We start from the raw sequence: 12,811 nt of genomic DNA, 5'->3' as shown, positions 1-12,811 counted from the left end.
AGGGCTTGCCCCTTCACCGGGGCGGGGTTCGGGGCGTGTATGACTTACCCGGCGTCCTTGGGCATCTGCGCCACCAGGGACAGCCGCACATCCACCCCCTCGATCTGGAAATGGGGCATCACGAACAGATTCACGGCATACAGCCCCGGATTCTCGGGAATCTCCTCCACGCTGACTCGCCCGTCCCGTAGCGGATGACTGGCCACCAGGGCCGGGTCCGGGTCCTTCATGCGGGTGACCAGGGTCTGCAACCACTGATTGAGTTCATCCTCCAGCACCTGCCGGGACTTGCTGGCGCCGATGTTCTCCCGCTGCAGGATCTTCAGGTAATGGGCGATGCGGGACACCAGCATCACATAGGGCAGACGGGCGTTCACCAGGCTGTTGGCGGTGGCCTCCGGTGACGGATATTCACCGGGCCGCTGAGTGGAGTTGGCCGAGAAGAAACAGGCGAAATCCCGGTTCTTGTAGTAACTCAGGGGGATGAACCCCATGCGGGCGTACTCCAGCTCCCGGGTCTCGGAGATGAGAAACTCCGTGGGCATGCGGGTCTGCAGGCCCTGGCCCAGGTCGTACTGGTGCAGCGGCAGCCCGGGCACCTTGCCGCCGGATTCAGGGCCGCGGATGTTCACTGCCCAGCCATGATCCCGGAAGCTCTCCGCCATGTTGGCGGCAAAGGCGAAGGCCGCATTGCCCCAGAGGTACTTGTCCGGTTCCGGTCCCAGGGTGTTCTCCTGGTAGCAGAAGCTGCGCACCGGGTGATCCTGGCCGTAGGGCAGGCGCAGCAGGAACCGGGGCAGGGTCAGGCCCACGTAACGGGCGTCCTCACTGTCGCGGAAGGCATTCCAGCGGATGAAGGCGGCCTGGTCCATATGGGCCCCCAGGTCCTGGATGCGGGTCAGTTCGCTGGTCTTGTGCTTGCCGAAGAATCGGGGCCCCACCGAACCGATGAAGGGGCAGTGGCAGGCGGCACTCACCCGGGCAATCTCCCCCAGCAGGCTGATGTCCTGGGCGGTATTATCGAAACAGTAGTCAGAGATCAGCGCACTGACCGGCTCGCCGCCGGGGGTGTCATATTCCTGCACATAGATCTGACGGTACAGCCCGCTCTGGGTGGTGTCGGCAGCATCCTCGAAATCCTCCTGAAGGTCGGCCTTGCTCACATCCAGCAGTTCCAGCTTCACATGGGCGCGGGGATCGGCCCGTTCGGTGAGAAACTGCAGGCTGCGCCAGGCGGCTTCCAGCCGCTGAAACTCTGGATGGTGCAGGATTTCGTCCAGTTGTTCGCCGATCAGACCATCAATGCGGGCAATGAAATCATCCACCAGGGTCTTGTCGATGCGCGCCGCGCTCTCGCCCGTGGCAGGGGGTTCCAGAAAGTCCAGCAGCACCCCCAGGGCGGCGGTGAGGCGATCCCCCTGGGGAGCCTGGGCCAGTTCCCCTGCATCGCTGAAACGATCCAGATCCAGTCCCTGTTCCAGGGGGGTGACGGCGGCCAGGTTGCACAGGCGGGCGTAGGGTGCGACCTGACTTGGGGTGTCCACGGTCTGTGTGGCGGTCATCTGCTTCTCCTTGCAGTCTTCCCGGATGATGGGTTTACGAGCTTGATGGGCTGATCAGTGGTTGGCGGTGTCTTGTGATGAAGCCTCGGCCGGGGGTAGCAGGCGCTTGAGCTGACCCTGCAGGGCCTTGAGTTCTTCGTCGTCCCGCACGATCCGGTCCAGTTCCCGGCGCAAGGCGGTGTTGTCCAGCAGGCTGGATTTGAGCTCCTTGAGCAGATTGCGCATGGCCATCAGCCGGGCCAGCGAGGGCACCCGGGCGGCCACCGCCTCGGGGGAAAAATCCTTCATGTGCTCGAAGGTGAGATCCACCGGGATCTCCTGATTTTGCGATGAAATCCTGTCCGGCACGGTCAAGCGCAGTGACGGGGCCATGTCCTTGAGCACCGCCTGCAGATTGCCGCTGTGAACGCCCATGCGCGGACGCTCCGCCACGCGGCCCTGGGCACGCCCGTGGCTGAAATCACCCATCACCAGCATCTTGAAGGGCAGATCCACCTTCCGGCGGGCGCCACCCTGGTTGACCTCCAGGGCGATGTTCACACGTGCACGGGGCACTTCATTCTGAAAGCTGCGGGTCATGGCAAGCGTCCTCATCCTTGTGGCTATGGTTTGTCATGGAGGCCCGGCGCGGTCCGCGACCGCTCCTCGGGCAGGGGGAAGACATCCATGGCGGCCTGGGGGTCCAGGCGCGCCAGTTCCTGTTCACATTCCTGTATCAACGCCTTCTGGGACCGCCCCCGGGCATCCAGCGTGACCGCCACCTGGTGCAGACGGGTGAGCAGGGTCCTGCCCATGGCCGGGTCCCAGTCCACGATCCTGACCGCCTCCAGTTGAGCCCGGGCGGCCTTCAGGACCGGGAGCGCCACATCCGGTCGCCGGGCCCGAAGACAAAGATCAGCCCGGGCGATCATCGCCATCAGGCGCTGTCGTTCGGTGGTCATGGGCCAGTGCGCCAGGGCCTGCCAGGCATCGGTCAGGGACAGGTCCTTGAGGGTGTCGGGATGCGGTGCCGAGGCGTCCTGATCGGCCAACGGGAATGGGCTGGTCGGCAAGAGGGCCTGGCGGGATTCCGTGGCAGGGCCGTCCCGCAGCCATGCGAGGGTGGTGGTATCGGCAAAGGGTCGGCCATCCTCGAAGCACAGGGTTTCCAGCCCGGGCAGTCGCTGGATCAGGGCACGGACCTGGGATTGAATATCCAGGGCCAGATCATGGGCGTGGTGATGTTCGGCAGCGATGGCCAGACGCTGCTGCAGATCCAGGGCCAGGTGGAAACCCGGTTCGAAGAACAGGGCGCCACCGCTTGTGAGCACGCCCGCCCAGTCGCCACGGGCCTGAGCGTCATCCAGGCAGGCCCAGCCCGCCGGGCGGGGTGGCGGGATGCGGGTGATGCCCTGGTTGTGGGGTGGCAGGGTCAGGGGCGCCCAACGGGCCGCACGGGCGAAGGCCAGGGCCTCGATGGGGCGGCCTTGCCTGTGCAGGGCGTCGTGCAGGTCGCGGGCGGTGGACAGCAAGGTCTCCGTGGCGGTATCCACCATCCCCGCAGGACCTGGATGCCCTGAGTGACTTGGAGCCGCAGCATCCGGTGCTGCGATGGCGGGTGGTGATGGCCCGGGCTGAGGTTTCTGGCCCAACTCCTGCGGCGCAACGGATGCGTCGCTGGTTGCGCCTTGGCCTGTCACCGTGTCCTTTCGGCGGGCCTGAAGCCATTGACGCAGCACATGCCAGCGTGGGGGCGCTTCCGGATCATCCCAGGGCCCCTGGGCCAGGCATGTCTCGATGTGCTCAAGGTCACCCTGGATAAGCTCCAGCGCCTCCGGTTCCGGGGCGGCATCCAGGCGATTCAACAGGAGCCTTGCCCGTTCGCTGTTGAGCCAGTCCAGGGCAGCGCGTCGCTGGGCAGGCTTGCCGGGGTGGATGGGGGCATCCTGGTATTCCAGCAACTGTCGCAACAATGCCGTGCCGGTGATGAGTCCATCGATCTGATCACGGGTGACCAGCGCCAGCCACAGAAACCCCGCCACCCGCAGATCCTTGGCCTGGGTGGCCAGGAAACCGCTGGCATCCTGGATGACCTGGTCAAAATCCGTCCCCTGAAGGCGCCCCATGGCCTGTTTGATGGCCAGCAGGGTGGGATGATGGCGAGGATCCTCAACGCCCGACCCCTCGGGCAGTGGCGCGGTTGCCAGCGGGATCAGGGATGCGGGGTCATCCATCGCTGCCGATGGTCTGGTAGATGGTGCGTTCATCCACGACTCCCAAGGAAGGGCGAGCGGGTCAGCTCAAAGCCGGTGAAGAGTTGCTGGCGCAGGAAGTTCTGCTGCCGATCAGGGCGAATCCGGAAACGGATCTCCGGTGGGTCACCCTGGCCTTGATGGGGCAGTTGCCAGCGCGTGGTGTAAACATGACCCTCCCCGTCATCGGCCTCCACATGGGCCTCGTGCAGCAAACGGAACAGACCCCAGATGCCCTCCTCGCGGTATTCGCCAGTGGCGAGGCCATGATGATCCACGGCGCGCACGCGGGCACCGGGGGTGCCGGCATCCCCGGGCCACGCGAAGCGCCGCCATTCCTGGGGCTCGTTGCGGTAACGGTAGACCTGACCATTGCTCTCGAAGACCACCTCGCTCAGACCGGGGCTGGGCATGGGATAGAGGTGGAAGCTCAATTGGGCTGTTCCCTGACCGTGGGCAAACAGGCTGCGGGTGATCTCGTCGGCCTGCGCCATGTTCCGGACGAAGCCCCGCGAAAACGTGGGTCCCACGCCGATCCAGGTCCGGGGTCGCCACGCGCCCCGGGTGTCCTGCAGGAAGGGGCTCAACTGTTCATGAACAAAACCCCAGAGCAGGCCCTGCTCGGGGTGAAAGAAATCCACCACGTCCACCAGGGCCGCATCCCGCCCCTGGGGATCGAAGGGGAAACGGCCCGCCAGACCGTCCCGCCATGGGCCCATGACCTGTACCTGCCACTGGCGTTCCAGATCCCCGACCGCTGTGTTCACCAGGGTTCGCCAGGGCTCGCGCACCGCGGATCGCAGCAAGGGCTCGAGCATCGGGCGTTCGGCGGCCGGGAGATCGGCCAATAATGAGGACGTGGACATCCAGGCCGCCTGCAGTGGGGTGTGACCACCCTGCCCCTGCAGGAGCCCGGCGGCGGCTACCCGGGCCTCTCGGCCCGGATCGGCACTGGCCATCAGGGATTCCAGATGTGAAGCAATGGCCCGCAGGGTCTCCAGGTGGTCGCTGAGGGCGGTGCTCACCAGGGTGTCCTCTTCCGGAGATAACAACGCCAGCAGTGGCCCCGGGTTGTCCTGCCCTCCTGCCAGAATGGGATGCTGGAAGCTGGACGTGTCAACTCCTCTGGATAATGCCCCCAGGGCCTCGTGAAGATGCCCGGGTGATTCATGCAGATTGAGGTTGTCATGGGTCCAGGTGGCCAGGCGTGTCAGCGGGCCTGTTTCGGCACTGAGCCGCCCCAGGCCATCGGCGGCGGCGGACAGATCACGAAAGGGCATCACGCTCAGACCAGACAGGAAGTCACCCCAGGCCTTCTGGTAGTCATCCAGATAGCGTTGGCGCAGGTCATGGGTCAGGGCCTCCACCTGCTCCGGGTCCATGGGTTGTCGCGCGTGGGTGTCGGTGTCCTCCTGGGTGACCCAATCCCCCTGCAGGGCCTGCGCCACCAGCTCATCAATGGTGGGAAGCGTGAATTGCTGCCAGGCCCTGGCAGTGTAGAGCTGCGGCAGGGCGTGCTCCGCACGGATCAGTCGTGCCCCATCGCGCCCCAGTATCTCCTCAAGCGCCACGTGGCCCATTTCCCGTGCCGCCCGGGACTGCAGCCGTGCATAGGCGGCCTGGGGTGAGGCCTCTGTCTGAAGTTGGCCGCGCACCTTGGCTACCAGCCCGGATTGCATGGGGGAGTCGGGTGTCAGGCCATGGGCGAACCAGCGCCGCCAGAGTGCGCCCAGGGTGGGGGCATCCGGTTGATGGACCGGGCCATGGGAGGTCAGGTTGGACCGGGTCAGCGTGTTCAGTCCCTCCAGGAGGATGTGCTCGTCCCGGTGGTCGGGCCAATGGATCATCAGATAAAGCCTCAGATCCTCATAGTGGACGGGGCGTTCAAGTTCCCGCTGCGTCGGGTCCAGGGATGCCCATTGGTGGGCGCGCTCCCGGATACGCGCCTCCAGCGCGTTGAGGACATCAGGCAGGATCATCGCGTTCATCACCTGGGCCAGGCTGTCATCCAGGGCCACTGCCTGGTTTCGAGGCCACCAGGGAAGAGGATGCAGAGGCAACGGCGCATGCCCATGGGGCGATTCCAGTCGCTGGCCATGGGCATGGATGGCCGCCAGGCTGGCAAGGATCTCAGGTTCCCGGTCCTGGAGGTTGTCGGACAGGTCCTGCAGCAGGCTCACACCGGTGTGCATCAGGTCCGCCTGGGTGCGCTTGGCGGGATACATCAGGGTCAAGGACGATATCAGCAAGGCCGCCGTGAGGATGAGCAGGGTCCCTTGCAGCGCCCTGGTGCGAAACGCCTGGCGTTGGGTCGGTTGGGCCGTTGCGGGGTCACCCTGGATGTGCTCCAGGGTCAGGTCCGCCATATCCTCGACTGTCGGATTTTCGGCCCCCGTGGTGCCGGTCAGGTACACCCCAACCATGGGTGGGATCTCGCGCCCGGGTTCGGGGCGGCACAAGCGTGTGAGTACATCCCGCAGACATCCGGCGGCCCGCTCCATGCGATGGGGAAAGGCGATGATCTCAGCCCCCCTGGCCGGATCGCGGCCAAGGTCCAGTGCCCTGAGTCGCTTGTGGTCCAGTTCCTCCAGAAGACTGGCCAAGGCCTCATCCAGCTGTGGCAGGGTGTCCCGTTGAGGATCCAGCGCAAAACCCCAGGTCCCGGAGTCTTCGTCCGCCAGGATCGGCGCCAGCCAGGTGAACCCCGGTATCTGATCCATGTGGGTGAGCACCAGATGCATCGGCGGGAGCTGACCCAGGGTTTCACAGAGTTCCTGGAGGTGGCGTCGCAACATGCCCACCCGTGCATCCCGCTGTGGCGGTTCCATCTCCAGCAGCGCTGGCAGGTTCAGGGTCATGATCAGGCCCTTGAGGGGCTGGCGGGATCGGTGCTGTCGCAAACGATCCAGCAGATGTCGCCACAGGTCCTGACGATCCGCTTGCTCCATGAGTGTTCCCCGAAGCTCCACCCACACGGCGCCTTTCAGGAGTCGGACGTCGATCGCTGTGTGGGCAGTCGTCTCCTGTGAGTCGTGACCGGCCACCTGGGCGATGTTATTCGAGAGGTAGGTCTTGCCGCTGTTGCTCGGCCCCATGAGCAGATACCAGGGGGCTGCGGCGTGTCGGCGGCGAAGGCCGATTCGGGTTGGCGAGGTGGCTTCCAGATCCTTATGGATGGCCTTGAACGCCTCATCCAGATCCCGGCATTCTTCATCCACGGCATCCCGGGAACCGTTTGGGGTATCGCTGATGGGCGTGCGGTCACGGTGGATGCGGGTACGCCACCACACCAGCAAACCGACGCACAGGATGAGCAGGACCGCCCATGGCAGCCAGAGGGGCACCCGGTCCAGACCCGCTCGAATGTCCGACCAGAACAGGACCACCAGCCCAAGGGCCACCACCAGCCCTGCCGCCGGCCCGGCCAGGCGCATGAGGGGGCTTCGAAGGCGCGCAAAAAGGTGGGTCATGGCAGCACCCGTGAGATGGCTTCAGCATGGCTGTCCAGCGTGATGCTCAGGTCCCGGTCCAGGGTGTGCAATTGCCAGCCCTGGAAGAACACGAGTACCGGGATAAGGCCCAGCAGGGTGAGGCTGATACCACGGATGGAAAGAGGCACAGGTCGTGGCTGGTGCCGGGTATTCTTGCCAGCCAGGGATGTGGCAGTGGTTGAGTCACCGTCCGATTCCTGCAGTTGTCGCACCTGTTCGCGCAGATCACTCTTCAGGGACTCCAGCCTCTCCGGTCCGCGAAGACGATAGACCCCCTCCAGCCCAAGATGCAGACAGCACAGATACAACTCCAGCAGGTCCGCATGGTCGCGGGGGTGCTGGCGTAGCTCGGCCAGACGCTCGAAAAATGCCTCACCACCGCGATACTCGCCGAACAGGGTCACCTGCAGGGGTTCTTCGGCCCAGGACTGGGCCAGGGCATCGGTGAGCGCCATGGCGCGTTCATCCACCAGCACGGTCAGGGCATAGCGGGCATCCTGCACGCCCGGCCCCGGAAGGCCTCTCGCCTGGGCCCGCCGGCTGAATTGCTCCATATCCTCCAGGACCCTTTGGCGCCACGTGGAGGCATCAGACCGGTTCTGGTCGGGCTCGTTCAGGGCCGCGAGGGTGACCAGTAGCGGACCGGCGCAGTGAAGATAGGGGTTCTTCATGGAGCCTCCCGCTCCCCCACCATGAGGTCCAGTTGCAGATGCCGCAGGCCTGCGGGCAGGAAGATGCCCAGGCTGTCGCTCTCCAGCAACGCTTGCCAGGACTCTCCCTGCGGTTCCAGTCGAAAACACTCCCGCCCCCTGGGCACGGGCAGATCCGCTGGGGGACGCGGTAGATGACAAAGGGATACGCCCGGCAGGGCCGTGCGGATCAGCAGATCCAGTTGATCCGCGCTGGCCACCTTGGCCTGACGGGGGAAATCCCTGATCCAGTCCGTATCCTCCCTTTCGGTCCTGGCAGTGATGTACAAGAGTTGCGACGAGGAAAGACTGCGCGTCAGATCCCGCGCCTGGAATCGACCATCGGCAAGCTGCTGCAGGACGGGAGGGCGCGTGTGCAAGGCACGAAAGCGATCCAGCAACGCCCCAAAGTGTGCCTGAAGTGTCCGTAAGCCCGGGGCTGGATCCCCATGTCGATAGAGGGGCAGGGCCCAATCTTCGTCATCCTGCGGCACCAGGGACTGGATTTCCGCGCAGGCCTCCGCCAGCGCCAGGTGAAGCCCTTCGGGATGGCTCGATTCCATGGCCCGCAGGTGTTCCAGACGGATCAATAAGCGCTGCAGACGGGCATTCAGGGCATGGATGAGGTGACGGTCGGAGGGCTTGCACACTTTGCATTCCCTGGCCAGTTCACGGGAATGGAGTCGAATCCGCTCTGCCAGCTGCCCGGTGAAACGCTGCAGGGCGGGTGATGCCTCAAGGCTGAGCAGGGGGGGAACAAAGTCGTCGTCGATCTGAAATCCACCGCCCATGCGTGGGGTGAGCCGGGTGACAGGAAGGCGTATCAGGTCGGGATCCGCAGGTGTCTCGGTGCCCAGGATCAGGTTCAGTCGGCCCAGGGCCACTTCCTGCCGACGCTGGGTGTCGTGCTCATCGGCCAGTTCCACATAGTCCACCTGCCAGGCACCGCGGCGATGGCCGGCGGCTTCATATCCGGTCATCCCCAGGGCCTGGCGCTCGCGGGTCAGCAGGAGATAAACGACGACCGGCTCGCGTGCGGCATCGGGGAGTTCACAGGCCAGAGGGACATCATCGAAAGGGTCTACCGTGACCAGGCGCCCATCCGGAAGGATGGCCTCCAGCTCCAGGATGCGGCAGATGCCCATGGCGGGGGCGTCCGGGTCCAGACGCAGTCGATGCAGGCCCCAGCTGCGCGGGTGAGTGATGCGGAACCGCTCGATCAATGCCTGTTCGTGGTAACGGTCCCAGGCTTGAAAATGCTGCTGGCCGAGGAGAATGCCCTCGCTCCAGATCACCTTGCGGATGGCTGTCATGTGCCTGCCCTTCCCTGGTCGGTATTGGGGATTATTCCTGAATGTTCAGCTGGTTGCCGCGCAAGCTGACGGTGAGACGCTGGTCCATGCGTTTACCGACATAACCCTTGGGCAAGGGGGTGACGTCCCGCCAGGCGGGGTCAGAGGGTTCACGGAAGATGGCTACGGCCCCCAGGTAAACCGCCTTTGGGTGACGCTGCAATTGCAGATCTGCCTGTTGGGCCGGGTTCAGGATCAACTCCTTGCGGCTGAGCGCGGTGTTGCCCAGGGTCTGCAGGTCATGCAGCCACAGGTCCCGGAAATCGGCATCCTCGAAGGCCTTCAGGTCGCTGAGCTGATAGACCCGCACCACCACAGGCAGGGGCTGTCCTTCGTCACTGAGATTGAGATTGGCGGTGGAGTGCAGATCAACCCGTAATTGCGGACTGCTGCAGCCGCTGAGCAGCATGAGCAGGCATAGCCAGGGCCACAGGGGTGGGCGATAGCGGGAGGGCGCGGCGCTTTGCCGGGCAGGCATCTTCCCGTGGAGCCCGGTGCGTGGGCGGGACGATGGCACAGATGGGTATTGACGGGGTTGGGTGCCCTGGCACCCCCTGACGGGCTGGTTCATGTGGCCACTCCTTGGCTGGGCTTCAAGCCCTTGTGTTCAAGCAATCCCTGGCATGCCCCTATGGGGCGATGCAACGGCAAGAATTACTCCATATGCCACAAGGAAAGTCAACACCTCGCCAGGGGCTTGAGAGGGTGTCGAGACGATTAGCCCAGGTGTGAGGCTCGGGATTTCCCCAGGCGTATGCACTAGCAATTCGGGCTTCACTTGAGCGTATCCGCTTGTCAAGACTTGACAAACCAGATGGCCATGGACTGATTAAAAAATCAGAAAAACAGTTACTTATGGGAATTGATCAAATTTTGACCAATCTGGCCAAGGGAGGCGGCCACACGGGCGATTGCGAGAGTTCCCGACATTTTACCCACATAGTTATCCACAGGTTTTGTGGATAGTGGGATGCGCGGGTTCAGCGCCGTCGGGGCGGTGCCGTGAGGGGGTCCTCAGGCCAGGCATGTTTGGGATAGCGTCCTTTGAGATCCTTCTTCACCTCGGGATAGGTGCGTTCCCAGAATCCGGCCAGATCCTGAGTGATCTGTACCGGGCGCTGCGCGGGTGACAGTACATGGATCATCACCGGCACCCGTCCCTGTGCCAGGCGCGGGGTTTGGGTGAGGCCGAACAGGAGCTGCAGGCGCGCCGCCAGCACCGGCACCTCCCCCTGGCCATAATCCAGCCGGACACGTGCCCCACCCGGGAGTGGCCAGTGGGTGGGGGCCAGTTGGTCCAGGTCTCGGGGCAATGGCCAGTCCAGGCGGGCCATGAGGATGGCATGCAGATCCAGACGGGCCAGGTGCGACAAGCGACTCATGCCGGTCAGCCACGGGCCCAGCCAGCCTTCCAAGTCCTCAAGCAGTGCCTCCCGGGAAAGATCCGGCCAGGGATCGCCCAGGGTGCGATGCAGGAAGCCCACACGTTGACACAGGGATTCCGCCTGGGGCGTCCAGGGCAGGCTGTCCAGACCCGCCTGGCGAATCCCCTGCAGCAATGCAGCGCGAATGGCATCCGGATCGGGTTGGTCCACCGTCGTGATGCTCACCGGCAGGCTGCCCAGCATCCGCTCCCGTTGTGCCAGGACCGCGCCGGCCCTCGCATCCCAGGTGATCTGTTCACAGAGGGTGAAGCGATCCGCCAGGTGGTCCTCCAGATCCTCCCGGGCCAGCCGGGCTGCCAGGAAGACACGGGCCTCCCGCTGTCCGGCATCCAGGCTGGGGACCACGATCCACTCCTGCCCACCCAGGGATTCCTGGGCCGGCAGGGCGGCACCCCGGCCGCCGCTCAGGCGGTAGCGGGCCTGGGCACCCTCCCGGCGCAGTCCGATGCGGTCCGGGTAGGCCATGGCCAGCAGCAGTCCCACGGGTTCTCGGGATTGGGTATCGGACCCCGGCTTGCCCTGTGTACGTGCCAGACGCTGGGCCAGGCGCCGGGCCTGTTCGCGCACCCGGTGGCGCACGCCCTTGTTGACCCGGTGCCCGGGGATCTCACGGCCTTCCAGGGCCTCCAGACGCAGATGGATATCCACCTGGGCCGGGCCATCCAGCCCCATGAGCAGGTCGGGCTCTTCCAGCAGCGCGGCCAACTGGCAGGCGATGGTCTGCTGGCCCAGGCGTTGGCCGGACAACAGCAGATGGGCCAGGCGGGGATGCACGCCCAGGGTGGCCATGCGGCGGCCGTGGTCCGTGGGTCGATGGGATGTATCCAGGGCGCCCAGTGCCTGCAACAGGGAACGGGCCTGGGCCAGCGCCCCGAGGGGGGGTGCGTCCAGCCAGGCCAGTTCCTGGGGATCCGCGCCCCAGCAGGCCAGTTCCAGGGCCAGGGGCGCCAGGTCTGCCTCGAGGATCTCGGGGATACGTTGGGCCGGCATGGCCTGTTCTTCACCTTGGGTCCAGAGCCTCAGGCTGACCCCGGGTTCCAGGCGCCCTGCCCTGCCGGTGCGCTGGGTGGCCGAGGCACGGCTGATGCGCTGGGTCTCCAGGCGGGTCATGCCGGAGACGGGGTCAAAACGGGGTTTTCTGGCCAGTCCGCTGTCCACCACCACCCGAACGCCCTCGATGGTCAGGCTGGTCTCGGCCACATCGGTGGTGAGGACCACCTTGCGTTCCCCGGGCGAAGCCGGGGCGACGGCCTGCTGCTGAGCTTCTACCGGGAGTCGACCATACAGGGGCAGCACCCTGACCCCTGCTGGCAGATCCCGGGCCTCAAGCCCCTGGGCCACCCGCTGGATCTCCCGCTGACCCGGCAGAAAGGCCAGCACGCTGCCCGTTTCCTCCCCAAGCACCCGGTGCAGGGTGTTCACCATCAAGGGCTCCATGTCCGGGCGGGGTGAGCGGCTGGGCGGAAGGTGATGGATATCCACCGGATAGTGGCGCCCTTCGCTGGTGATCACGGGGGCATCCCCCATGATCCGGGCCACGGGTTCGGCGTCCAGGGTGGCCGACATCACCAGCAGATGCAGATCCTCGCGCAGCAGTTCCCGGGCCTGCAGGCACAGGGCCAATCCCAGATCGCAGATCAGGCTGCGTTCGTGGAATTCATCGAAGATCACCAGGTCCACGCCCTCCAGGCCAGGATCCTGCTGCAGACGCCTTGTAAGAATCCCCTCGGTGATCACCTGTATCCGGGTATCGGGCCCCAGCTTGCGTTCCAGGCGGGTCTGGTAACCCACGGTCTGCCCCACCGGCTCACCCAGTTGCGAGGCCATGAAGACGGCAGCGCCCCGGGCAGCGAGCCGGCGCGGCTGGAGCATGAGGATGCGGCCCCGACACCAGGGCACGTGCAGCAGAGCCAGGGGCACGCGTGTGGTCTTGCCGGCCCCCGGCGGGGCCTGAAGGACGGCAGTGCCGACTTCCTCCAGGGCCTTGAGCAGCGGCGGCAGCGCCGAGTCCACGGGTTGGGCCGGTCCGGGCAGGATCAGG

General features: G+C 65.3%; 8 protein-coding genes. All 8 read right to left on the bottom strand.

Annotation, left to right across the window (positions count from 1 at the left end):
* Nucleotides 1–44: 44 nt before the first annotated feature.
* The 8 genes from tssC to hrpB all read right to left on the bottom strand — a co-directional run bounded on the left by tssC (nt 45) and on the right by hrpB (nt 12,783).
* Nucleotides 45–1,562: a type VI secretion system contractile sheath large subunit gene (gene tssC / locus ECTOBSL9_RS05260; protein ID WP_063464184.1), complete on the bottom strand. Its 1,518-nt coding sequence runs from the start codon at nt 1,560–1,562 to the stop codon at nt 45–47.
* Between the two features lie 54 nt (nt 1,563–1,616).
* Nucleotides 1,617–2,141: a type VI secretion system contractile sheath small subunit gene (gene tssB / locus ECTOBSL9_RS05255; RefSeq protein WP_063464183.1), complete on the bottom strand. Its 525-nt coding sequence runs from the start codon at nt 2,139–2,141 to the stop codon at nt 1,617–1,619.
* A gap of 23 nt (nt 2,142–2,164) precedes the next feature.
* A complete protein-coding gene (locus ECTOBSL9_RS05250) occupies nt 2,165–3,808 on the bottom strand; it encodes a type VI secretion system domain-containing protein (protein ID WP_082829756.1) in 1,644 nt (547 codons plus the stop codon).
* Nucleotides 3,805–7,263 carry an ImcF-related family protein gene (locus ECTOBSL9_RS05245; protein WP_082829755.1) on the bottom strand — a complete coding sequence of 1,153 codons (3,459 nt, stop codon included), beginning with the start codon at nt 7,261–7,263 and terminating at the stop codon, nt 3,805–3,807. Before ECTOBSL9_RS05245 ends, ECTOBSL9_RS05250 begins: the two co-directional genes overlap by 4 nt.
* Nucleotides 7,260–7,955 carry a type IVB secretion system protein IcmH/DotU gene (gene icmH, locus ECTOBSL9_RS05240; protein ID WP_063464180.1) on the bottom strand — a complete coding sequence of 232 codons (696 nt, stop codon included), beginning with the start codon at nt 7,953–7,955 and terminating at the stop codon, nt 7,260–7,262. The genes ECTOBSL9_RS05245 and icmH overlap by 4 nt, the downstream gene beginning before the upstream one ends.
* Entirely contained in the window at nt 7,952–9,286 is a 1,335-nt protein-coding gene (gene tssK, locus ECTOBSL9_RS05235) for a type VI secretion system baseplate subunit TssK (RefSeq protein WP_063464179.1), read from the bottom strand. Before tssK ends, icmH begins: the two co-directional genes overlap by 4 nt.
* Nucleotides 9,287–9,317: 31 nt before the next feature.
* Nucleotides 9,318–9,896: a type VI secretion system lipoprotein TssJ gene (gene tssJ / locus ECTOBSL9_RS05230; RefSeq protein ID WP_082829754.1), complete on the bottom strand. Its 579-nt coding sequence runs from the start codon at nt 9,894–9,896 to the stop codon at nt 9,318–9,320.
* Nucleotides 9,897–10,305: 409 nt separating this feature from the next.
* Nucleotides 10,306–12,783 carry an ATP-dependent helicase HrpB gene (hrpB, locus tag ECTOBSL9_RS05225; protein ID WP_240481059.1) on the bottom strand — a complete coding sequence of 826 codons (2,478 nt, stop codon included), beginning with the start codon at nt 12,781–12,783 and terminating at the stop codon, nt 10,306–10,308.
* Between the last annotated feature and the right edge of the window lie 28 nt (nt 12,784–12,811).

Origin of the sequence: Ectothiorhodospira sp. BSL-9 (assembly GCF_001632845.1) — a bacterium.
In the GTDB taxonomy this organism is placed as follows: domain Bacteria; phylum Pseudomonadota; class Gammaproteobacteria; order Ectothiorhodospirales; family Ectothiorhodospiraceae; genus Ectothiorhodospira.
The sequence above is the reverse complement of the archived record's forward strand: the minus strand, read 5'-3'. Positions and strand labels throughout refer to the sequence as shown.